At 74.5% G+C, this 21,350-nt stretch carries 21 protein-coding genes and 1 tRNA gene; 14 read left to right on the forward strand and 8 right to left on the reverse strand.

Annotated features, from left to right (window positions below):
- Window positions 1-25 precede the first annotated feature (25 nt).
- The 9 genes from E3Z34_RS03270 (at window position 26) to E3Z34_RS03310 (ending at window position 6,858) form a co-directional block, all read left to right on the forward strand.
- Window positions 26-742 carry a hypothetical protein gene (locus E3Z34_RS03270; protein ID WP_134772449.1) on the forward strand — a complete coding sequence of 239 codons (717 nt, stop codon included), beginning with the start codon at window positions 26-28 and terminating at the stop codon, window positions 740-742.
- A gap of 8 nt (window positions 743-750) precedes the next feature.
- The gene (locus tag E3Z34_RS03275) at window positions 751-1,287 is read left to right on the forward strand and encodes a hypothetical protein (RefSeq protein ID WP_134772450.1); all 537 of its coding nucleotides are present in this window, start codon (window positions 751-753) and stop codon (window positions 1,285-1,287) included.
- Window positions 1,260-2,309: a nucleoside triphosphate pyrophosphohydrolase gene (locus E3Z34_RS03280; protein WP_134772451.1), complete on the forward strand. Its 1,050-nt coding sequence runs from the start codon at window positions 1,260-1,262 to the stop codon at window positions 2,307-2,309. Before E3Z34_RS03275 ends, E3Z34_RS03280 begins: the two co-directional genes overlap by 28 nt.
- A gap of 64 nt (window positions 2,310-2,373) precedes the next feature.
- Window positions 2,374-3,654, forward strand: a complete 1,281-nt coding sequence (eno, locus tag E3Z34_RS03285; RefSeq protein ID WP_134772452.1) for a phosphopyruvate hydratase — start codon at window positions 2,374-2,376, stop codon at window positions 3,652-3,654.
- A gap of 96 nt (window positions 3,655-3,750) precedes the next feature.
- Window positions 3,751-4,311 carry an FtsB family cell division protein gene (locus E3Z34_RS03290; RefSeq protein ID WP_134772453.1) on the forward strand — a complete coding sequence of 187 codons (561 nt, stop codon included), beginning with the start codon at window positions 3,751-3,753 and terminating at the stop codon, window positions 4,309-4,311.
- Entirely contained in the window at window positions 4,308-4,943 is a 636-nt protein-coding gene (locus E3Z34_RS03295) for a DUF501 domain-containing protein (protein WP_134772454.1), read from the forward strand. The genes E3Z34_RS03290 and E3Z34_RS03295 overlap by 4 nt, the downstream gene beginning before the upstream one ends.
- Entirely contained in the window at window positions 4,940-5,920 is a 981-nt protein-coding gene (locus tag E3Z34_RS03300) for a Ppx/GppA phosphatase family protein (RefSeq protein WP_134772455.1), read from the forward strand. The genes E3Z34_RS03295 and E3Z34_RS03300 overlap by 4 nt, the downstream gene beginning before the upstream one ends.
- A gap of 10 nt (window positions 5,921-5,930) precedes the next feature.
- The gene (locus E3Z34_RS03305) at window positions 5,931-6,755 is read left to right on the forward strand and encodes a uracil-DNA glycosylase (RefSeq protein WP_134772456.1); all 825 of its coding nucleotides are present in this window, start codon (window positions 5,931-5,933) and stop codon (window positions 6,753-6,755) included.
- A gap of 29 nt (window positions 6,756-6,784) precedes the next feature.
- Window positions 6,785-6,858, forward strand: a tRNA-Leu gene (locus tag E3Z34_RS03310).
- Window positions 6,859-6,869: 11 nt separating this feature from the next.
- Here E3Z34_RS03310 and E3Z34_RS18115 read toward each other — a convergent pair.
- On the reverse strand, window positions 6,870-7,508 hold the full coding sequence (locus tag E3Z34_RS18115) for a hypothetical protein (RefSeq protein WP_202977012.1): 639 nt from the start codon (window positions 7,506-7,508) through the stop codon (window positions 6,870-6,872).
- Entirely contained in the window at window positions 7,439-9,361 is a 1,923-nt protein-coding gene (locus E3Z34_RS03315; protein ID WP_202977013.1) for a M14 family zinc carboxypeptidase, read from the reverse strand. Before E3Z34_RS03315 ends, E3Z34_RS18115 begins: the two co-directional genes overlap by 70 nt.
- Window positions 9,362-9,536: 175 nt before the next feature.
- On the opposite strand from E3Z34_RS03315, the gene E3Z34_RS03320 reads away from it, so the two are divergent.
- Both E3Z34_RS03320 and E3Z34_RS03325 read left to right on the forward strand, forming a co-directional pair.
- Window positions 9,537-10,415 carry a Bax inhibitor-1/YccA family protein gene (locus tag E3Z34_RS03320; RefSeq protein WP_134772457.1) on the forward strand — a complete coding sequence of 293 codons (879 nt, stop codon included), beginning with the start codon at window positions 9,537-9,539 and terminating at the stop codon, window positions 10,413-10,415.
- Entirely contained in the window at window positions 10,415-10,726 is a 312-nt protein-coding gene (locus E3Z34_RS03325; RefSeq protein WP_134772458.1) for a hypothetical protein, read from the forward strand. The genes E3Z34_RS03320 and E3Z34_RS03325 overlap by 1 nt, the downstream gene beginning before the upstream one ends.
- 9 nt (window positions 10,727-10,735) lie before the next feature.
- Here E3Z34_RS03325 and E3Z34_RS03330 read toward each other — a convergent pair whose 3' ends face one another.
- The 5 genes from E3Z34_RS03330 to E3Z34_RS03350 form a co-directional block, all read right to left on the reverse strand.
- Window positions 10,736-11,704 (reverse strand): DUF808 domain-containing protein, encoded by a 969-nt coding sequence (locus E3Z34_RS03330; RefSeq protein ID WP_134772459.1) that lies wholly within the window; start codon window positions 11,702-11,704, stop codon window positions 10,736-10,738.
- 102 nt (window positions 11,705-11,806) lie between these two features.
- Window positions 11,807-13,030: an acetyl-CoA C-acetyltransferase gene (locus E3Z34_RS03335; protein WP_134772460.1), complete on the reverse strand. Its 1,224-nt coding sequence runs from the start codon at window positions 13,028-13,030 to the stop codon at window positions 11,807-11,809.
- 57 nt (window positions 13,031-13,087) lie between these two features.
- A complete protein-coding gene (locus E3Z34_RS03340; protein WP_134772461.1) occupies window positions 13,088-14,098 on the reverse strand; it encodes an NAD-dependent epimerase/dehydratase family protein in 1,011 nt (336 codons plus the stop codon).
- Window positions 14,095-16,800: an alpha/beta fold hydrolase gene (locus E3Z34_RS03345; RefSeq protein WP_238695328.1), complete on the reverse strand. Its 2,706-nt coding sequence runs from the start codon at window positions 16,798-16,800 to the stop codon at window positions 14,095-14,097. The genes E3Z34_RS03340 and E3Z34_RS03345 overlap by 4 nt, the downstream gene beginning before the upstream one ends.
- Entirely contained in the window at window positions 16,797-17,819 is a 1,023-nt protein-coding gene (locus E3Z34_RS03350) for a 3-oxoacyl-ACP synthase III (protein ID WP_194092431.1), read from the reverse strand. The genes E3Z34_RS03345 and E3Z34_RS03350 overlap by 4 nt, the downstream gene beginning before the upstream one ends.
- A 148-nt stretch (window positions 17,820-17,967) precedes the next feature.
- Here E3Z34_RS03350 and E3Z34_RS03355 point away from each other — a divergent pair, with 148 nt between their 5' ends.
- The gene (locus E3Z34_RS03355; protein WP_134772463.1) at window positions 17,968-18,861 is read left to right on the forward strand and encodes a LolA-like protein; all 894 of its coding nucleotides are present in this window, start codon (window positions 17,968-17,970) and stop codon (window positions 18,859-18,861) included.
- A gap of 6 nt (window positions 18,862-18,867) precedes the next feature.
- Here E3Z34_RS03355 and msrA read toward each other — a convergent pair whose 3' ends face one another.
- On the reverse strand, window positions 18,868-19,542 hold the full coding sequence (msrA, locus tag E3Z34_RS03360; protein WP_134772464.1) for a peptide-methionine (S)-S-oxide reductase MsrA: 675 nt from the start codon (window positions 19,540-19,542) through the stop codon (window positions 18,868-18,870).
- Between the two features lie 75 nt (window positions 19,543-19,617).
- Between msrA and E3Z34_RS18550 the strand changes: the two genes are divergently transcribed.
- Window positions 19,618-19,899, forward strand: a complete 282-nt coding sequence (locus E3Z34_RS18550; protein ID WP_134772465.1) for a hypothetical protein — start codon at window positions 19,618-19,620, stop codon at window positions 19,897-19,899.
- Window positions 19,896-21,284 (forward strand): glutamate mutase L, encoded by a 1,389-nt coding sequence (locus E3Z34_RS03370; protein WP_134772466.1) that lies wholly within the window; start codon window positions 19,896-19,898, stop codon window positions 21,282-21,284. The genes E3Z34_RS18550 and E3Z34_RS03370 overlap by 4 nt, the downstream gene beginning before the upstream one ends.
- Window positions 21,285-21,350 lie beyond the last annotated feature (66 nt).

Consider the following 21,350-nt stretch of genomic DNA (forward strand, 5'->3'; position numbering starts at 1 on the left):
GGGACGTCTCGCCTACGCTCCCAGGATGTCCCCGGAGCGCCGGTTCGCGACCACGGTCCTGGCCGGGCTGAGCGCCGTGGTCGTGCTGCTCGCGGCGGGCAACGTCGCCACGGTGGTGGTCGACCGGCGGGTGCGCACCCTGCCCGAGGAGCTCCTGCGGGTCTTCAACCTCAACGTCGAGTCCTCCCTCGGGACCTGGTTGTCCATCGTGCTGACGGCGCTCGCCGGCGGGCTGGCCCTCCTGGCGGCCTGGGGTAGTGCGGATCGGCGGCAGCGCTGGGGCTGGCTCGCCGTCGCCGGGCTGCTGATCCTGCTCAGCGTCGACGACAAGGTGCAGTTCCACGAGCGGCTGCCCGACTACCTCGGTATGGAGCGCGGCTCGCTGGCCACCCACGAGTGGCTCCTGCCGGGGATCGTCCTGCTGGGGCTGGCGCTGGTGGTCGTGATCGTCCTGGCCCGGCACCTGCCGCGGGTCCCGCGGCGCTGGCTGCTGGTGGCGCTGGTCGTCTTCGTGGCCGGGTCGGTCGGCGCCGAGGGGCTGTCCGGTCTGCTGGTCCGCGGGGCGGAGGGAGAGACCGGCACGCTGCGCAGGCTGGTCTTCGGCCTGATGATCCTCGAGGAGAGCCTGGAGATGCTGGGCTCGGCGCTCGCGGTGGCGGTCATCCTGGGCCACCTGCGTGCGGACGGCGTGCTGCGCCGCGGCCCGGGTGCGGCGTCGGAGCGGTCCGGCCCCCGACTATGATGACGGCTGTGAAGCGCCTGATCCCTGCCACCGCCCCGGCCCTCGTCGCCGCCGTCGCCCTGGCCGGGTGCGGCGGCACGACCATGCAGGAGGGCGTGGTCGTCAACGGCTCCGCCTACTCGGTGCAGGAGGTCGAGGAGACCACCCGTCAGTTCAGCGAGCTGTCCGGCCAGGACGTGGCGCCCCAGGCCGTCATCAGCATCGCCGGCGCCGTCCCGGTGCTCGACGAGTACTTCGCGGGCAGCACCTACCAGGCCAGCGAGTCCAGCCTGCGGGACGAGCTCGCGGGGGGCGGGCTCGACGGGGAGCCCGGCGAGCTCACCCTCGACGTGGCCCGGTACCAGTACTACGCCTCGGTGCTCAACGACCCGGCCGTGCAGGCCGACCCGGCGATGGCGGACATCCTGGCGCAGGTCGACGGCTACGCCGCCGACGTGGCGGAGCAGGACGTCCGGGTGAACCCCCGCTTCGGTGCCTGGGACCCGCAGGCCGGGCAGGTCGTGCCGCAGGTGCCGTCGTGGATCACCCCGTCCGACGCCAGCTGACCCTCCTGCTCACCTCGCCCCGGGTCGCCCCGGGGCTGCTGTCGGCCTCCGCCTGGCAGGCGCTGCGGGAGGCCTCGGCCGTCCTGACGGCCGACGTCGGGACCCCCACGGCGCAGGCCCTGGCCCAGGCGGGGATCGACGTGTCGGTCCTCGCGACCGAGACCCCGCAGACCCCGCAGACCCCGCAGGCGCGGGCCGCCGCGCTGCTGGCGCACGCGCAGGACGGGCCCGTGGTGTGGGTGGGGTCCGCGGACGGCGACCCCGGACTGGCGGAGGCGCTCGCGGTGACCCTTCCCGAGGACGACCCGCCCACCCTGGAGCTGCTGGTCGCCTCCTGGGACGTCCCCGGCGCGCGCCTGCTGGACGCGGTCGCGGTGATGGACCGGCTGCGGTCGCCGGGCGGCTGCCCGTGGGACGCGGAGCAGACGCACGCCACGCTGGCGCCCTACCTCGTGGAGGAGGCCCACGAGGCCGTCGAGGTGCTCGAGCGCCTCGATCCGGCCGCCGGCCCGACCCCGGAGGAGGGGGAGGCCCGGGCGGCGCTGCGCACGGCCGCCGCCGACGAGCTCGGCGACGTCCTCCTGCAGGTGCTCTTCCACGCCAGGGTGGCCGCCGACGACGAGCAGGACCCCTTCGACGTCGACGACGTCGCGGCCGCCCTCGTCGACAAGCTGGTGCGCCGCCACCCGCACGTCTTCGCCGACACCCGCGTCTCGGGGGCCGCCGACGTCGAGGCCAACTGGGAGCAGATCAAGGCGGCCGAGCAGCCGCACCGGGAGCACCCGCTGGACGGCATCCCCACCGGTATGCCGCCGCTGGCCCGGGCGGTCAAGGTGGCCTCACGTCTGGACCGGGCGGGGCGGTCGGAGTGGCTGGACGCCTTCGTCGCCGAACAGGTCGCGGCCGGGGACCCCGGCGCGGCGCTGCTGCGCCTCGTCCTGGACCTGTGGGCCCGGGGGGCCGATCCTGACGCCGCGCTGCGGCAGACCCTCCGCGTGCTGGGGGAGACGGCACGCGGATAGGCTCGTGCCAGGCAGCGTCACGCTGACCGCCGACCACCCTGCTCACCCCGACGAAGGAGAGCCCATGGCCTCGATCGACGCCATCATCGCCCGCGAGATCCTCGACTCCCGCGGCAACCCGACCGTGGAGGTGGAGGTGGGTCTCGACGACGGCACCGTCGCCCGGGCCGCCGTGCCCTCGGGTGCCTCCACCGGGGCCTTCGAGGCCGTTGAGCGTCGCGACGGCGACGACAGCCGCTACCTCGGCAAGGGGGTCGAGGCGGCCGTCGCCGCCGTCATGGACGACCTGGAGCCGCGCCTGCTGGGCTTCGACGCCTCCGAGCAGCGTCTGGTCGACGCCGAGATGATCGCCGCGGACGGCACCGACAACAAGGCCGAGATCGGTGCCAACGCGATCCTCGGCGTCTCCCTCGCCGTGGCCAAGGCCGCGGCCGACTCGGCCGGTCTGCCGCTGTTCCGCTACGTGGGCGGCCCGAACGCGCACGTGCTGCCCGTGCCGATGATGAACATTCTCAACGGTGGCTCGCACGCGGACTCCAACGTCGACATCCAGGAGTTCATGATCGCCCCGATCGGCGCCGGCTCCTTCCGCGAGGCGCTGCGCTGGGGCACCGAGGTCTACCACGCGCTCAAGGCCGTGCTCAAGGAGCGTGGCCTGGCGACCGGGCTGGGGGACGAGGGCGGTTTCGCGCCGGACCTGGAGTCCAACCGGGCCGCGCTGGACCTCATCGTCGAGGCCATCGGCCGGGCCGGCTACACCGTGGGCTCCGACATCGCCCTGGCGCTCGACGTCGCTGCCTCGGAGTTCTTCGAGGACGGCACCTACCGCTTCGAGGGCGGCACGAGGTCGGCCGAGGAGATGATCGACTACTACGCCGAGCTGGTCGAGGCATATCCGCTCGTCTCGATCGAGGATCCGCTGAACGAGGACGACTGGGAGGGCTGGGTGCGCATCACCGAGCGCCTCGGGAGCCAGGTGCAGCTGGTCGGCGACGACCTCTTCGTCACCAACCCCGAGCGGCTGCAGCGCGGCATCACCGAGCGGGCGGGCAACGCCCTGCTCGTCAAGGTCAACCAGATCGGCTCCCTGACCGAGACCCTCGACGCGGTCGCCCTCGCCCAGGCCAACGGCTTCCGCTGCATGATGAGCCACCGCTCCGGCGAGACCGAGGACGTCACGATCGCCGACCTGGCCGTCGCGACCAACTGCGGCCAGATCAAGACCGGCGCCCCCGCCCGGTCCGAGCGGGTCGCGAAGTACAACCAGTTGCTGCGCATCGAGGAGGAGCTCGACGACGCGGCGGTCTACGCCGGGGCCGGGGCCTTCCCCCGCTACCGCGGCTGACCCGGCGCGCCTGGACGGGTCGGGGAGGGTGCACGGCATACCCTGGCGACGTTGCCGCACCCTCGCCCCGCCGACCCCGCAGACCCCAGGAGCACCATGAGCACCGCACGCGGTCCTCGCGACGCGCATCCGTCGGCGTCCCGTGGGGGCCGACCGCCCCGACGGCCCACCGCCCGCCCCGGCCAGCCGATGCCGACCCGGGCCGCGGGGGCCCGGGCGGCCGGCGGGCGGCCGGGACCGGGTCGGCAGACCCCGGCGCACGTGCGCCGGCTGCTCACCCTGCTCACGCTCGTGGTGCTCATGGCCCTCGTCCTGGCGCCCGCGCTGTCCGGCTACCTGCGGCAGCGGGCCGACATCTCGGCGGCCCGCGCCGGCATCGCCGCCCAGCAGGAGGAGATCGCGGGGCTCCGGGCCGAGCTGGAGACCTGGGAGGACCCCACCTTCGTCGAGCAGCAGGCGCGCGAGCGGCTGCGCTTCGTCAAGGAGGACGAGACCGTCTTCACCGTCATCGACGACACCGGCACCGACTACACCGAGGCGCTGCCGGGCATGGCCCCCGTCAGCGAGGAGGTCGTGGCGTCCAGCCCGTGGTACGGCCAGGTCTGGGAGTCGGTGATGGTGGCCAACGAGGGACTTCCTGAGACGATCGACCCATGAGTCGACCGGACCGGACCACCCTGGAGGAGACCCCCACCGAGCACGACCTCGCCGTCCTCGCCCACCAGCTGGGCCGCCCGGCGCGCGGGGTCGACTCCATCGCGCACCGCTGCCCGTGCGGCTGCCCGACCGTCGTGCGCACCGAGCCCCGCCTTCCCGACGGCACCCCGTTCCCGACGACCTTCTACGTCACCTGCCCGCGCCTCACCGGTGCCATCTCGACCCTGGAGAGCCAGGGGCTGATGAAGGAGATGACGCAGCGGCTGAGCGACGACGAGGACCTGCGCTGGGACTACGCGCAGGCGCACAACGACTACCTGCGTCGCCGGGAGGAGCTCGCCCATGTGCCTGAGCTCGCCGGCGTGAGCGCGGGCGGCATGCCCAACCGCGTCAAGTGCCTGCACGTGCTCGCCGGCCACGCCCTGGCAGCCGGCCCCGGGGTGAACGCCCTGGGGGACGAGGCGCTCGAGGCGCTGCCCGACTGGTGGGAGGGCGGGTGCTGCGGGGCCGACCTGGTCGAGGAGGCCGCTGCACCGACGGTCGACGAGGCGCCGACGCCGACGGTCGACGAGGCGCCGACGGTCGACGAGGCGCCGACGCTGACGCCGACGCAGGACGGGACCTCGCCGTGACCCGGGTCGGTGCCGTCGACTGCGGCACCAACTCGATCCGCCTGCTGGTCGCCGACGTGGAGCCCGGTCCGAACGGCCTGCCCGCGCTCACCGAGGTGACCCGGCAGATGCAGATCGTCCGGCTGGGGGAGGGGCTGGACGCCTCCGGTGCGATCTCGCAGGAGGCGATGTCGCGCACGCTGACGGCGGCGGGGGAGTATGCCGCGACCTGCCGGGAGCAGGGGTGCGCATCGGTGCGCTTCGTCGCGACCTCGGCCTCCCGCGACGCCTCGAACGCCTCGGACTTCGTGGCCGGGGTGCGCGAGGCCTTCGGGGACCTGGCGGTGGAGCCGGAGGTGGTCTCCGGGCTGGAGGAGGCCCGGCTGTCCTTCGTGGGGGCCACGGGCGACCTCGCCGCGGCCGGGGCCGAGGACCCCTACCTCGTGGTCGACATCGGCGGCGGGTCGACCGAGTTCGTCCTGGGTGACCTGGCCCGCGGGGTCCTCGCCGCTCGCTCGGTCGACGTCGGCTGCGTGCGGATGACCGAGCGGCACCTGCACGACGACCCGCCCACGGAGGACCAGGTGTGGTCGGCCCTGTCGGAGATCGTGCGTGCCGTCGAGGACGTCGCCTCCGACGTCGACCTGGGCTCGGTCGGCACCCTCGTCGGCCTCGCCGGCTCGGTGACGACCGTCACGGCCCACGCGCTCGGCCTGCCGGCCTACCGGTCGGACCAGATCCACGGCGCCGAGCTCGCGGTGCCGCTGGTCATCGACGCGTGCACCGACCTGCTGCTCTCCCCCCGCTCCCGCCGGCGCGAGCTGCCCTACATGCACGAGGGCCGGGTCGACGTCATCGGGGCCGGTGCCCTCATCTGGCGCACCGTGGTCCAGCGGGTCGCGCACGACTCCAAGCTGCGGACGGTGCGGGCCTCGGAGACCGACATCCTCGACGGCATCGCGCTCTCCCAGCTCGCCCCGTCCGGGCCGTCCCGGTGAGACCGGACCGGTGCCCGTCGACCTCCCGCACCCGCTGACCGGGCAGCCCTTCCCCAGCCCCGTCCCGCCGGGCACGGGGTGGCCGCAGGACCCGGCGGCACCGCATACCCGCAGGGCGCGGAGCGCGGCAGGGGTGCGCCGCCTGGCGTCCGGTGCGCCGAACCTCGCGGCGGTCGACGCCCTGGTGTCGGTCTGCTCGGCGTGCCCCCGGCTGGTGGCCTGGCGCGAGCAGGTGGCGCGGGTCAAGCGGGCCGGCTTCGCCGACCAGCCCTACTGGGGGCGGCCGGCACCCGGCCTGGGCCCCGACGACGCCGGCGTGCTCGTGGTGGGGCTCGCCCCCGCCGCCCACGGCGCCAACCGGACGGGGCGGATGTTCACCGGCGACCGGTCCGGGGACTGGATCTACGCGGCGCTGCACCGTGCCGGCTATGCGTCCCAGGCGTCGTCGGTCTCCGCCGGGGACGGGCTGACGCTGCAGGACCTGCGCATCACCGCGCCGGTCCACTGCGCACCGCCGGACAACGCGCCGACCGTGCAGGAACGGGCCACCTGCCGGCCCTGGCTGCAGCGGGAGCTCTCCCTGCTCGAGCCGACGCTCCGCTCGGTCCTGGCGCTGGGAGGGATCGGCTGGGACGCCTTCCTCGCGGCCGCCCGCGGCGTGGGCTGGCAGGTCCCCCGGCCCAAGCCTCGCTTCGGTCACGGCGCGACCGCGCTGCTGGTCACACCGACCGGCCGGGAGGTGCGCCTGGTCGGAAGCTACCACGTCAGTCAGCAGAACACCTTCACCGGGCGGCTCACCGAGGCCATGCTGGACGAGGTCGTCGCCCGGCTCTGAGCGGCGGCTGGCTATCCTGACGGGCGCACGCCCCCTTAGCCCAACCGGCAGAGGCAGCCCACTTAAAATGGGTTCAGTGCGGGTTCGAATCCCGCCGGGGGCACCCGGGCCCGGTCACGGCGACGTCGTGCCGGCCCACAGCAGCGATCGGGCCACCAAGGCGTACTGGCCCTTGGGGTGGGCCCGGAAGAGCGGCTCGGAGCCGAGCAGGACGACCCGGGACCCGCCCGCCGACTCGCCACTGACCACGACCGCCTGGCCGGCTGCGGAGTCGGGCCCACCCCGCCCGTCGGGGTCGGGGCGCCAGTGGCCGCTGACGACGGGCTCGGCGGAGAAGCGCTGGTCGGCCCGGACCTCGCGGCCCAGGTCGGTGAACCACAGCGGGGAGTAGACGAAGGTGTGCGGCGGGGCCGCGCCCGCGACCGGGCTGGCGGTGTCGTTGTCCACCCGCACCACCCCGTTGGCGTCGGACCGCCCCGTCACCGGGGTGACGTCCAGCAGCCCGAGCGCCTCGTTGAGGTCGGCCCCGACCTGTCCCCGCCCGACGAGCCCGCCGCCGTCCCTCACAAAGCTCTTCAGCTCCACACGGGCCTGGTGGTCCAGCTCCCGCCAGGACAGGCCGGAGGAGACGTAGAGCGCGTCGAGGTCCTCGAGGTCCAGCCCGTCGTTGAGGGCCTGGGTGCTCACCGGCTCGACCGTGAGCCCCATCTCGGCGAAGGCCCAGCGCTCCTCCGCGGACGCGGCGACCCCCACCCGCCCGGCGGTGGGTGACAACGGTGCCCCGGAGGCCCCCTCGGGGGCACCGGCGAGCTCCACGCCGTGGACCCGGGCGACCTCGCCGGCGGCCCACGACGCCCAGGAGGGACCAGGACGGTGCCGTCGTCGAGCAGCTCCACCGTCACCCCGTGCTCGAGCAGCGTGCTCGTGGCCGCCACGTCGGCGGGGTCGGCCAGCGGCAGCACCCACCCGGTGGAGCTCGGGTCCAGCGAGCCGCTGGCGGCTGCCCGCTCGACCGGCGTCCCGACGATCCGCAGGGGCGAGCTCTCGGGCACCGTCACCACGTCGGCGCCCCACAGCAGCCCGTGGCTCCAGCCGGAGATGTCGTACATCGCGTCCACCCGCCCCGAGATGTCGCTGCCCCGACCCAGCAGGGTGTGGGCGACCGCGCGCTTGGCCTGGTGCAGGTCGACGACGTAGGACCCGGCGGGGTAGGAGCGGCCCGAGATCGTGCTCCCCCGCGACAGGCGGGTCACCTCCACGTCGTGGGCCAGGAGCAGGTCGACGAGCCGCGCGGCCGCGGGGGCCGAGCGCTGCCCGTCCCCCGTGGGTATGACGTAGGCCCGGGGGTACTGCGTCAGGAAGACGTCCTCGGGCCCCACCACGCCGAACAGGCCGTCCTCCACCGGCACCTGCCGGGCGCCGGTCACCCCCCGGCGGAAGATCTCGACCTGGTCGGCGAGCAGCTCCTCCCGGTGCTGCCCGGCATACCCGAGCGTCGCCGTGATGGCGGCGTGCGCGATCTCGGTGTTGATCGCGGCCCGGCGCTGGAGCTCGGCCGTGCCCAGCTCGTAGGCGCTGTTGTTGACGCGCAGCGGGAGCTCGACGGTGGAGGCGACGGCGCCGTGGAGCTGGGAGTACTGCGGGACGAAGATCGGCGGCCAGCCGTCCCAGCCCTCGGCCCAGTCCCGCAGCGGGATCTGCGGTGGCCGCACCCCGTCGTCCTCGTCGTGGCCGAGGCCGAGGACCGCCTCCTCGACCGCGAGGGCGAGCGGATAGGCGTGAGGGAGCAGCAGGTCGGTCTCGTAGGCCTCCCCGTGCGGAGGGGTCGTCGGCTCCACCAGCGTGCCGTTGACGTAGCCGTGCAGGTCGACGACCAGGGCCGGCTGGGTCTCCACGATGACGTCCCGCAGCGCGACCGTCTCGGGCTGCGACCCGGTCACCAGGTCACGGTTGAGGTCGAAGCCGGCCGGGTTGCGGCGGGTGCCGGCCACCCTGCCGTCGGGGTTGGCGGAGACGAGCAGGTGGATGCGGTGCCGCTCCAGCAGCCGGGCCACCTGCGGGTCGCGGGAGGCGGCATACTCCTCCACCAGCCGCAGGACCGCGTCGGTCCCCTCCCACTCGTTGCCGTGGATGTTGGCGTTGACCAGCACGGGGAGCTTGTAGGAGCGGGCGAGGCCCCGGTCCCGCGCGGCCTGGGCCGGCTGCTCGGTGAGGCGGTCGCGCATGCGTTGCTGCTGCCGCGCCTCGGCCGGGCTCTCCGGCGCGGTGAGGGTGACGAGCATCAGGTCCCTGCCCTCGGTGCTGCGGCCCACCACCTGCACCGACACCCGGTCCGAGGACTCCTGCGCGTCGTTGAGCCGCCGGACGACGTCGTGCCAGGGGGACAGCCCCAGCCGCAGCGCGGCGTCGGCCGGGTCCGCCGGGGGCTCGACGAGGGGGGTGCGGCGCGGGAACCCCTCGTCCAGCACGGGATGGGCGGGCAGGACCGCCGCCGTCGGCGGGACGGCGGTGGGGGAGGCGGCGATCGGTGGCGCGGTCGTCAGCGCCAGCCCCGCAGCGGTCGCCAGCGAGGTGGCCAGGGCCACCGGGCGCCGTGCGCGCGTCATACCTCGTCCTTCCGGGGGGTGTGCGAGTGGACACTCTACCTGCCGGAGGGCGGGGAGGACGAAGAATGAGGGGATGTGGACGACGGCGGAATCCTCAGGTGCACCTGTACGTTTATCCTGGTGAACTGACACGCGGGAGGACTTTTCCCGCGTGCCGCACGACAACGGAGGTCCCATGGCCGTCAACCCGGTCTTCAACCGTATCGACAAGGAGGCTGCCCAGGGCGGCTACGCCGGCTTCGGCTCGCAGCCCTCCTCCTACCCCCCGCCGCAGGGTCGACCCACGCTCCCCGCGCAGACCGGCTACCCGGGGCCCAGCGAGACCCTCACGGCCGAGCAGCTGCAGGACATGTACGCCCAGGCCCCGGCCGGCCCGGCCCAGACCGGCCGACTGACCCTGGACGACGTGGTGATGAAGTCCCTGATGCTCTTCGTCATCGTCATCGCCGTGACGGGGGCGACCTGGTTCCTCGTCGGTGACCAGCCCGGCCTGACCATGCCGCTGTGGCTGCTCGGCATGTTCGGCTCGCTGGCCCTGTCCTTCGTCATCGGCTTCAGCAAGAAGGTCAACGTCCCGCTGATCATGGTGCACGCCGTGCTCCAGGGCCTGTTCCTGGGGGCCATCAGCCCGACCTTCGACGCGATGTACCCCGGGGTCGTGACGACCGCGGTCGTGGCCACCATGGCCACCTTCGCCGGGATGTTCATCGCCTGGAAGTCCGGCTTCATCAAGGTCACGAGCAAGTCACGCCGCATCTTCGGGATGATGGCGATGGGCTACCTCGTCTTCCTGCTCGTCAACGTCGGCGCCAGCTTCCTGGGCTTCGGCGACGGCTGGGGCGTCTACGGCGGCCCGCTCGGCATCCTCATCTCCCTGTTCGGTGTCGGCATGGCCTCCTACTCCCTCGCGGTGGACTTCGACTCCATCGACCGCGCCGTGCGCGGCGGGGCTCCCGAGAAGTACTCGTGGCTGCTCGGCCACGGCCTGATCGCCAGCCTGGTCTGGCTCTACATCGAGTTCCTGCGGCTCTTCTCGATCCTGCAGCGCGACTGATGACCGTTCCCGGCGGCAGGGGCAGCGCCCCTGACGCCGCCGGGACCGAGCTGGAGCGCGTGGTCCGGAGGTGGCAGCAGCTGCCCCTGGACCACGCGCTTCGCGCTGTCCCGGCGGTGCGTCAGGTCGTGCAGGCCCTCGCCGACGACACCGCGCGCGCCGGAGGGCTGCCGCTCACGGAGGTCCCCGACCTCGGCCCGGCCGTGCTGCCGGACCAGCTGCGCGTCATGGTGCACGACTGGCGGGCAGCCGGTATGCCGGAGGCGGACCTGGCGGCACGGCTCACCGCGCTGCGCCGCAGCCTGCCCTGAGCAGGCCCCTCAGTGGGCGGCGGCGTGCTCCGCGCCGTCCTTGCCCCTCCTCGGCACCAGCGAGACCACGCCGACGATCAGCAGCCCGGTGACCAGGCCCAGGATCGCCGAGAAGAAGGTGTTGGTGAGCCAGGTGACGAAGCCGGCCGCCGCGGAGATCCACCCGGCCACGGCCACCTCGGCGTCGTGCACGAGGTCGTAGGGCAGGGAGAAGCCGAGGTCGTCCATGCCGACCAGCAGGATGTGCCCGCCGACCCAGAGCATGGCGACGACGCCGACGATGGACAGCACCTTGAGCACGACCGGCATCGCCTTCACCAGTCCCCGGCCGAAGGCCTGGGCGCCCTCGGACTCGCGCTGGGCCAGGCCCAGCCCGATGTCGTCCATCTTCACGATGAGGGCGACCACGCCGTAGATGAGCAGCGTGATCGCGATCGCGACGACGACCAGGATGACGGCCCGGTTGAGGAACGGCTCGTCCGCGACCTCGTTGAGCGAGATGACCATGATCTCGGCGGAGAGGATGAAGTCGGTGCGGATCGCACCGCTGACCATCTTCTTCTCCTCCTCGGGGCCTCGCTCGACGACCGGCGCGTCCTTGGCCGCGTCGTGGTGGCCGCCGACGCCCAGCCACTCCAGCACCTTGTGGGCGCCCTCGTAGGACAGGTAGGCGCCGCCGAGCATGAGGATGGGGGTGAGCAGCCAGGGGGCGAACTGGCTGAGCAGCAGCGCGGCGGGGACGATGAAGAGCAGCTTGTTGCGCAGGGAGCCCAGACCGATCTTCCTGATGATCGGCAGCTCGCGGCTGGGGTCGAAGCCGGTGACGTAGCGGGGGGTGACGGCGGCGTCGTCGACGATGACACCGGCGGCCTTGGCCCCGGCGCGGCCCGCGGCCGCGCTGATGTCGTCGACCGACGCGGCCGCCACGCGGGCGATCGCCGCGATGTCGTCGAGCAGGGCAGCCAGACCAGCAGCCATGGGGACCTCACAGGTGTCGAGGGAGGGAGGGAACGGCGAACCTGGCCAAGGGTACTTCCGGTCCGCGGTGCGCGCCGCGCGCACCGCGGACCCGAGGCCGTCTCAGCTGAGCCGCTCGATGACCATCGCCATGCCCTGGCCACCACCGACGCACATGGTCTCCAGGCCGAACTGCCCGTCCCGCGTCCTGAGCGCGTTGATCAGCGTCGTGGAGATCCGGGCCCCGGTCGAGCCGAAGGGGTGACCCAGCGCGATCGCCCCGCCGTGCACGTTGAGCTTGTCGTAGTCCATCCCGAGGGCGTCGGCCGAGCCCAGGACCTGGACGGCGAAAGCCTCGTTGATCTCGTAGAGGTCCATGTCCTCCATCGCCAGGCCGGCGTTGGTCAGGGCCCGCCTCGAGGCCTCGATCGGGCCCAGCCCCATGATCTCCGGCGACAGGGCGGACACGCCGGTCGAGACGATCCGGGCCAGCGGGGTCAGCCCCAGGTCCTTGGCCCGGGTGTCGCTCATGACGACCAGCGCGGCCGCCCCGTCGTTCAGCGGGCAGCAGTTGCCGGCCGTCACGGTGCCGTCCTCGCGGAAGACCGGCTGGAGCTGGCTGACCTTCTCCAGGGTCACCCCGGCGCGCGGGCCGTCGTCGGTCGAGACGACGGTGCCGTCGGCCAGGGTGACGGGGGCGATCTCCCGCTCGAAGACACCGGCGGCGATGGCGGCCTCGGCGCGGTTCTGGCTGGTGACGCCCCACTCGTCCTGCCGCTGCCGGGAGATGCCGTAGGCGGTGGCGACGTTCTCCGCCGTCTGGCCCATGGCGACGTAGACGTCGGGCAGCCCGCCCTGCTCCCGGGGGTCGGTCCAGGTCCGGTTGGTGGCGGCCGTCTCGGCGGTCCGCGCCAGGGCGTCGGCGAAGCGCGGGTTCTGCCACTCCGAGCGGCTCTGGCCCGCACCGGCGAAGTCGGCGTAGCGGGAGACGCACTCGACGCCCGCGCTGACGAAGACGTCACCCTCACCGGCCTTGATGGCGTGGAAGGCCTGCCGGGTGGTCTGGACCGAGCTCGCGCAGAACCGGTTGATCGTGGCCCCGGGGACCTCGTCCAGGCCGAGGAGCACGCTGACGACGCGGGCCATGTTGAAGCCGTGCTCGCCCCAGGGCTCGGCGCAGCCGAGGTAGAGGTCGTCGATCGTGGTGGGGTCCAGCACGGGCACCTGGTCGAGGGCCGCGCGCACGACCCCGGCCGCGAGGTCGTCGGGTCGGACGGTGGTCAACGAGCCCTTGAAGGCCCGTCCGATGGGGGTGCGGGCGGCGGCGACGATGACGGCCTCGGCCATGAGGTCCTCCTTGACGTGGGCTGGGCTCTGCGGGGTGCAGCGGCTACGGGGTCGAGTCTAGGTGTGGTGACCGGCGAGGCGTTCCAGGCCTTCGTCGAGACTGACGCGCGGTGCCCACCCCAGCACCTCGTGCGTGCGTCGCTGGTCGAACCAGTGGGCGGTCGCCATCTGGGAGGCGAGGAAGCGCGTCATGGGGGGCTCGGTGATCGCCGGGACGCGGGGGAGGCGGGCGGACAGCCGGGCGGAGACCGCGGTGGCGCCCTCGACCGCTGCCCCGAGACCCCAGGCGACCGGTGCGGGCACCCGCAGCCGCGGGGGCGGGGCCCCGACGGCGCGACAGATGCCGGCCACCAGCTCGCCGATGGGTCGAGGCTCCCCGTTGGTGACGACGAGGGCCTGGCCGCGGACGCGGTCGATCCGCTCCAGACCGGCCACGACGGCCTCGGCCGCGTTGTCCACGTAGGTGCTGTCGACCAGGACGGTCCCGCTGCCGACGAGGGCCAGGCGGCCCTGCCGGGCCCGCTCGGCGAGCCGGCCCACCAGCTGGGTGTCACCGGGGCCCCAGACGAGGTGCGGTCGCAGCGCCGTGACCGCGAGGTCGCCCTGCCCGCGCTCGTCCGCGGCCAGGGCGAAGAGCTCGGCGGCGGCCTTGGTGCGCGCGTAGTGCCCCTTCGCGTGCATGGGGGAGGCCGGGCCGGCTCCCTCGCCCACGAGGGAGTGCCCCGTGTGCGCGACGGAGGGGGAGGAGATGTGCACGAGGCGCCCTCCCCCCTGGCCCCGGAGGGCCTCGATGACGCGGCGCGTGCCGCGCACGTTGATGTCGACGAAGTCGAGCCAGGGGCCGGTCACGTCCACCCGGGCGGCGAGGTGGACGACCGCGTCCTGGCCCCGCACCGCCCGCTCGACGGCGTCGCCGTCACGGATGTCGCCGAGCAGCTCGCGGTGCCGTCCGCCGCCGGTGCGGCGCTGCATGGTGGTGACGTCCCAGCCCCGCTCCTCGAGCAGGTCGGCCACCGCGGACCCGAGCATCCCGCTGGCCCCGGTGACGAGGACCCGCCCGGCGCTCACCGGCTCCTCCGGCGGGGCGCCGACCCGCGCACGGCGCGGGCGACGCGCTCGCGCACCGACCTGCCGTGCAGCCGGGCGTCCGCCCAGTCGGCGAGCGCGCTCCGGTCGACCTTGCTGGCGTGGCGGACGTCGACCGGCAGCCAGTCGCGCACCAGGACCGCAGCCACGGGCCGGCCGACGACCTCTCGCACGCGGGCGGCCAGCGCCGGCGGTGCCAGGACGCCGGCGCCGCGTCGGGCACCGGTGAGCCGCGCCGGCCCGGTGGCCCGCTCCTCGGGCACGACGACGAGCACCAGCTGACCGGTCCCGGCCGGCCCCACCTCGACGGCGGCCGCGTCGAGCACGCCCGGCAGGGTGCGCACCCGGTCCTCCACGGCGTAGGGGGTCACCGGCCCGGAGGCGGTCCGGACCAGGTGCGCCAGCCGCCCCTCCACCCAGAGGCGCCCCTCGTCGTCCAGGTGCCCGACGTCGCCGGTGCGGTGCCAGCCGGGGGGCCGGTCGGCGGCGTGCTGGACCGCCCAGAGCCGGTCGTAGCGCTCCTTGACGTGGGCGCCGCGGACGACGATCTCGCCCACGACCCCGGCCTGCGAGGTCAGCTGCTCCGAGGGCACGCCCTCCGGGTCCAGGGGGGCGATCCGGACCTCCACCCGGGGGAGCGCCGGGCCGACGCAGACGCCCTCCTGGCGGCGGACGTCCGTCGGGTCGAGGAGGGTGGGGTCGTGGCTGGCCACGGGCAGCGCCTCGGTCATGCCGTAGGGGGTCTGGGTCGCGGCCGAGGGGAGGAGCGCCCGGACCTTCCGCAGCAGCTCCACCGGCACGGGGGCGCCGGCCGACAGGACCAGGCGGGGGCCGGCGAGCGCGACGCGGTCGTCCGGACCGAGGTCACCGGCCGTGGCGACCACGTTGCGCAGCGCTGCCGGGGCCGCGAAGACCATCGTGGCCCCGACGGCCCGCACCGCGTCCGCGAGCGCCCGTGCGGTGAGGGTGTGCGGGGCGGTGACGTCCATGTCCGGGACGGCGCTGGTCAGGCCGAGTGCGGGGCCGTAGAGCGCGAACGGCGCGAAGGCCGCGACGAGGCTCTCTCCGGGGGAGAAGCCGAAGGTGTCGCGGAGCAGGGCCACCTGGGCACCGAGCCGGTCCCGGGTGTAGACCACGCCCTTCGGTGGCCCGGTGGCGCCGGAGGTGAAGAGCACGGCGCCGTCCTGCCCCCCGGGGATCGTGGAGGGGTCAGGCAGCTCCCGCCCGTCGGCGCGTCCCGCCCGGGCCAGGGCCGGCAGCTGGTCCCCTCCCGGCTCGACGAGGATGCGGCGACCGGGCACGCGGGTCGTGGCCGCCAGGGCGAGTGCGGCCCGGACGCCGACGACGTGGCGGGGGCCGGCGCTGCGCAGGGCGGCGCCCAGCCGGCCGAGCCCGAGACCGGCGTCGGCGACGACCAGCACCGCGCCGAGGCGCCAGACGGCGTAGACCACGGTGGTGAGGTCGATCCCGGGGGGGACGAGGACGGCCACCCGGTCGCCACGGCGCACGCCGCGGGCAGCCAGGCCCCGCGCCACGTCGTCGACCCCGGCGGCCAGCTCGCCGACCGTCACCTGGCGGCGTGCCCCTCCCGGGCCCAGCTCGACGACCGACAGGGCGTCCGGACGGCTGGTGTCGACGGTCACCGGGACCCGCGGCACCTCGTCGTCGTCCACGCTGTGCGTCCCGTCCCGCCCGGTGTGCGTCGCGTCACGCCCGGTGCGCCTGCCGTCCCGCCCGGCGGTCACGGTCGTCGTCAGCCAGTCCCAGACGACGCCCACGCCGTCCGGCCGGTCCTCGAGCACCAGGTGCGAGGCGTCGGGGTAGCGCTGCACGTCGGCCTGGGGCATGCGGCGCAGCAGGTCCTCCAGGTAGCGCTGGCCGAAGACCGGGTCCCGGGTGCCCCAGACGAGCAGCGCCGGGACGTCCAGCTCCCCGCAGCCCCGGGCCACCGCATCGAGGGTGGGCCGGCTGCGGTGGTCGTCCTCGAAGGGGATGTCCCGCACGAAGTCGGCGACGGCGGCGCGCCGGGCCGCCGTCGCGTAGGGGGCGGCGAAGGCGTCTCGCACCGCCCTGCCCAGCGGGGGGAGGGACAGCGCTGTGGTCGCCCGGACGAAGGCAGGGGTGCGCTCGCACGCGCCCGACAGGAGGGCGGGGGTGCGCGCCAGCCGGATCACGGCGGGCGGGGCGCTGTCACCCGGCTGGTGGACGGCCGTGTTGGTGAGGACCACCGCGGCCAGCTGGTCGCGGTGCCGCTGCGCCCAGCCCAGGGACACCGGTCCGCCCCAGTCGTGCGCCAGCGTCACGACCGGCCCCTGCAGGCCCAGCACGGACGTCAGACCGGTCAGGTCCTCGATCCGCTGCGCGAGGGTTCGCGGCGCCCCCGGACGCTCGGACCACCCCATACCGAGCTGGTCGACGGCGACGACCCGCCACCCGGGCGGCGCCTGCGCCAGCACCCGGCGCCACAGGTAGGACCAGGTGGGGTTGCCGTGCACGCACAGGAGGGTCGCCTCGACCCGCTCGCCGCGGGCGGCCATCGCCGGGCCGGTGTCCAGCAGGTGCCAGCGTCGGGGGACCCCCTCGGCGTCCGGGGCCGGGACGACCCGGGACCAGGCCGGGTCCACCCCCGGGGGCGCGGGCCGGGGGAGTCCGACCGGCTCCTGGGCGGCCAGTCCCGAGCTCACCAGTCGATCTCGACGCAGGTCATGTTGAGGCCCGACCCGATGCCCATCATGAGGACCCGGTCGCCGCGCCGGAGGGAGTCGGCCTCCTTGGCCAGCGTGATGGCCACGGCGGCCGGGCCGACGTTGCCCAGGGTGGGGAAGGTGAGCGGGATCCGCGCGGCGTCGATGCCGAGGGCCTCGGCGGTCCGGCTGGTGTGGACCTTGGACACCTGGTGGACGATGTAGCGGTCCATGTCGGTCCAGTCGAACTCCTCGGCGGCGTCCCGCCACAGGTCCTTGGCGAGCCCCATCCCGGCCACGAGCAGGCCCTGGGCGTCGGTGCGCATCTCGGTGAAGTCACCCACGCACAGCTCGTGGTGCTCGGTGGCGGCGCGGGTGACGCCGCCGACGACCCGGTGCCCGTCCGGGTGCTCCGAGGCCCGGCCGAGCAGCATCGCTGCGGCCCCGGAGCCCAGCGTGAGGGTGGCGAACTGGGTGGTGATGTCCTCGGCCGTCGCGTCCGGCGCGGCCAGCCGGGCCAGGGTCCGCTCCTGCGGCGTCCGGGACCCCTCCCCGCAGACGACCAGGGCGTAGTCGATCTGACCGGCGTCGATCATGGTCGCGGCCAGCTGAATGCCGTTGACGAAGCCCAGGCAGGCGTTGGTGAGGTCGAAGTTGAGGCAGGCGGTCGGCAGGTCCAGCGCCCGGTGCACGGAGACCGCGATCGAGGGCTCGAGGTGCTCCCGGGAGACGGAGGTGTTGACCAGCAGCCCGACGCGGGCGGGGTCGACCCCCGCCTCGGCCAGGGCCTGCCGGCCGGCCTCGATCGCACCCTCCACGAAGCTGTGGCCCTCGGGCCACCACCGGCGCTCCTCGATGCCGGCGAGCTTGGCCAGCATGCCCGGACGTAGACCGTTGCGACGGTAGGAGTCCCCGATGACCGCCTCGAACTCCTCGGAGGTCTTGACCTCGGGGGCGTCGATGGCGATCACGGACAGCACCGCGGTGTCGTGGTGCCGGAAGGTGGCGTTGCCGTTCACGGGGTGACCTCGTCTGGTCGAGGGGGGAGAGGGACAGGCGCCCATTCGACCACAAGGGTCCCGGCTCCGAGGAACCGGACGCCCCTGGTGTGCCACGATGTACGGACGCGGCCGGCCGCCCGGGTCGCCGGCGGGAAAGGACATCATGATGAGCAGGACCCGTATGCGCCTCGGCGCGCTGGTGACCGCCGGCGCCCTGACCCTCGGGCTGAGCGCCTGCAGCGGGGACGACGGCGACGCTGCGGGCGACCCGACGCCGCCCGCGAGCACCGCCGACGCCGCCGGAGGCGGCTCCACGCAGGACGCTGCGGGCACCTCGGAGGGCACGACCGGCTCCGGGCCCGCCACCGAGGCCGCCGAGGGTGAGGAGATCCCGGTGGCCGACTTCCTGGCCCTGCTGCGCGAGCCGGGGGAAGAGACCCTGTCCAGCTACACCATGACGATGACGATGGACGACGCCGGGCAGCCGGTCGAGGTCGACGGTGCGGTGGACCTGTCGGGGGAGTCCGCGGCGATGCGGATCGTCATGGGCGTGCCCGACCTGGGCGAGGTCGAGCTGCTCCTGGTGGACGGCACGATGTACATGGCGATGGAGGGCCTGGTGCCGGACGGGAAGTTCATCGAGGCTCCGCCCGAGCTGACCTCCGACCTGCAGGACCTGGACGACATCGAGGTGTCCGCGATGTGGGACACCTGGGAGGACAGCGCGGAGAAGGTCGTCTACCTCGGTGAGGACGACGTCGACGGCACGGACATGCGCCGCTACCAGGTCACCGTCGACGGGGAGTCGCTGGACCAGGCGCTGCGCACCGCGGCCGGCGAGCTCGGGGACGACGCCGCCGCGACCTCGCTCGCGCCGCAGGGACCGGTCGTCTACGACGTGTGGCTGGACGAGGACAACCTCATCCGCCAGCTGGAGATGGACGTCGAGGGCAGCATGCTGACCATGACGCTGGACAAGTGGGGGGAGCCGCAGGACATCACGGCACCCGCCTCCGACGAGCTCGTCGACCTCTCGGAGCTCGGCGGCTCGACCGGCTGAGGATCCTCAGCGCGGCGGGAGCACCTCGGTCTGGGCAGGGGTGCTCTCGTCGTCCAGCCGCAGACCGACCGGGCAGGTGTAGCCGTTGGGCCCGTGGTTGCAGTAGCCGCCAGGGTTCTTGTGGAGGTACTGCTGGTGGACCTCCTCGGCGTAGTAGAAGGGACCGGCCTCCGAGGCGCTGCGCAGCTCGGTGACGATCGTGCCGTGCCCCGCGCCGGTCAGCACCTCCTCGAAGGCGTCCCGGGTGGCCCTCGCCGCGCGCTCCTGCTCCGGGGTGGTCCAGTAGACCGCCGAGCGGTACTGCGTGCCGATGTCGTTGCCCTGCCGGTTCGCGGTCGTGGGGTCGTGGTTCTCCCAGAACGCCTTCAGCAGCAGCTCGGGAGAGATGCGCGCCGGGTCGTAGGCCACGAGCACGGCCTCGGCGTGCCCGGTCCTGCCGGTGCACGTCTCCTGGTAGGTGGGGTTGGGGGTGGACCCGCCCATGTAGCCGGCCGCCGTGGTCACCACGCCGGGCAGTCGCCAGAAGATCCGCTCGGTGCCCCAGAAGCACCCCATCGCGACGTAGAGGACCTCCGTGCCCTCCGGCCAGGGGCCGTGGAGGGAGGTGCCGAGGACGACGTGGCGCTCGGGGATGTCGGGGAGGGGGACGGGCCGGCCGGGGAGGGAGGTGGAGGACTGCATACCTCTCAGTGTCCCACCCGACGTCCGGTGGCGCCCGGGCACCGACCTGTGGCACCTTTCCCCCCATGTCCGCCGGTGACTGGGTCCTGCTCGTCGTCCTCCCCGTGCTCCTGCTCGTGGTCGGGGTGGTCTCCTGCTGCGGGGGCGGGCCGCGCTGCCGAGGCCCGGCGGATCAGGGGAGGGTTCGGCGGGCCGCCGGGCTCCTCCGACGTCGGTCCGGACCTCGGTCCCGACGCGGGCCCGGAGCGGCAGCGCGCGGCGGTGCTCTCCGCCCAGCGGCAGGTCCTGCGGGGCTGGGTCCTCGTCGGTGCCGCCGCGGTCTGGCTCCTCGTGGCGCTCCTCACCCGCCTCGCGTGAGCGCTCCCGAGACCCTGCTGCTGGTCGACGTCGGGTCCACCTTCACCAAGGCGGCCCTGGTCGACGGCGAGGGGGGCGAGCTCCTGGCCCGCGCGGCGGTGCCCACGACCGTCGGCCCGGGCCGCGACGTGCTCGACGGCGTGGTCCAGGTATGTCGAGCCCTGGCCGCACCCGGTCGGGCCCCGGTGCCGGACCCCCTCGACGACGACGCCCGGGACCGCGTCCTGGTCTGCTCCAGCGCCGGCGGGGGGCTGCGGCTGGCGGTGGTGGGTTACGAGCGCGAGGTGACCGCCGAGGCCGGTCACCGGGTCGGGCTCTCGGCCGGCGCGCGTGTGGTGCACGTCGCCGCCGGCCCCCTGCGCACGGCCGACGTGGCGACGCTGCGGGCCGCGCGTCCGGACGTGGTCCTCCTGGTCGGGGGCACGGACGGCGGGAACGCCGAGGTGCTGCTGCACAACGCCCGCCGACTGGCCCGCGCCCGTGTGGGCGCCCCCGTGGTCGTGGCCGGCAACGCCGAGGCGCAGGGTCCGGTCGCGGTCGAGCTCGCGAGCACCGGACGGCGGTTCACCCTCGCGCCGAACGTCCTGCCCCGGATCGGCGTGGTCGACCCCGGCGGGGCGCGGTCGGCGATCCGCCAGGTCTTCCTCGAGCACGTCATCGGGGGCAAGGGCCTGTCCCCGGGACCCCGGTTCGCCCGGCTGGTGCGGGCCGCCACCCCGGACGCCGTGCTGGCGGGCGTCGAGGTGCTCGCCTCGGTCGCGGGGCAGGACGTGCTCGTCGTGGACGTGGGTGGGGCCACGACCGACGTCTACTCCGTCGTCGAGCCGCAGGGGGAGGACGCCACGCTGCGCAAGCAGGTCGTGGCCCCCCTGTGGCACGCGCGCACCGTCGAGGGCGACCTGGGGATGCGCTGGGGCGCGCCGGGTGTCGTCGAGGCGGCCGGGACCGAGGGGCTCGAGGTCGGCGAGGCGGTGGCGGCGTGGGTCGGACGGGCCCACGTCGACCCCGGGCTGCTGCCCACCTCGGCCGACACCGTGGACCTCGACCTGCGGCTGGCGGGGCTGGCCGCCACCGTGGCCGCCCGCCGCCACGGCCGCCCGGCCGCACCGGGGGAGCCGCCCCGTCCGCTCGCCGACGTCGGACTGCTCGTGGGCTCGGGCGGGGCGCTGCGGCACGCACCCCCCGGGCGGGCGGACGCGGTCCTGGAGGGTGTCCTGGCCGACCACGGCGGTGGGTGGCGTCCGCCGGCGCAGGCCCGGGCCGTCGTCGACACGGACTACCTGCTGCTCGGGGCCGGCCTCCTGGCCCGGGAGCACCCACGCCTGGCCCGCGCGGTCGTGTCGCCGCTGGCTGCGGGGCTGGCTTCCGGGTGGGCAGCGGGCTAGACTGGGGAGCCGAAGGACGGTCCGGGCCAGGGTGCCCGGACCTTGTGTTTGGGGACACCCCCGCCG

The sequence above is a fragment of the Ornithinimicrobium flavum genome (assembly GCF_004526345.1).
Taxonomy (GTDB): Bacteria; Actinomycetota; Actinomycetes; order Actinomycetales; family Dermatophilaceae; genus Ornithinicoccus; species Ornithinicoccus flavus.

Excerpts from the sequence above, each read along its gene's own strand:
- E3Z34_RS03270 (WP_134772449.1), top strand. The coding sequence starts at position 26 with ATGTCCCCGGAGCGCCGGTTCGCGACCACGGTCCTGGCCGGGCTGAGC.
- eno (WP_134772452.1), top strand. The coding sequence starts at position 2,374 with ATGGCCTCGATCGACGCCATCATCGCCCGCGAGATCCTCGACTCCCGC.
- E3Z34_RS03290 (WP_134772453.1), top strand. The coding sequence starts at position 3,751 with ATGAGCACCGCACGCGGTCCTCGCGACGCGCATCCGTCGGCGTCCCGT.
- E3Z34_RS03295 (WP_134772454.1), top strand. The coding sequence starts at position 4,308 with ATGAGTCGACCGGACCGGACCACCCTGGAGGAGACCCCCACCGAGCAC.
- E3Z34_RS03315 (WP_202977013.1), bottom strand. The coding sequence starts at position 9,361 with ATGACGCGCGCACGGCGCCCGGTGGCCCTGGCCACCTCGCTGGCGACC.
- E3Z34_RS03320 (WP_134772457.1), top strand. The coding sequence starts at position 9,537 with ATGGCCGTCAACCCGGTCTTCAACCGTATCGACAAGGAGGCTGCCCAG.
- E3Z34_RS03325 (WP_134772458.1), top strand. The coding sequence starts at position 10,415 with ATGACCGTTCCCGGCGGCAGGGGCAGCGCCCCTGACGCCGCCGGGACC.
- E3Z34_RS03330 (WP_134772459.1), bottom strand. The coding sequence starts at position 11,704 with ATGGCTGCTGGTCTGGCTGCCCTGCTCGACGACATCGCGGCGATCGCC.
- E3Z34_RS03335 (WP_134772460.1), bottom strand. The coding sequence starts at position 13,030 with ATGGCCGAGGCCGTCATCGTCGCCGCCGCCCGCACCCCCATCGGACGG.
- E3Z34_RS03355 (WP_134772463.1), top strand. The coding sequence starts at position 17,968 with ATGAGCAGGACCCGTATGCGCCTCGGCGCGCTGGTGACCGCCGGCGCC.
- msrA (WP_134772464.1), bottom strand. The coding sequence starts at position 19,542 with ATGCAGTCCTCCACCTCCCTCCCCGGCCGGCCCGTCCCCCTCCCCGAC.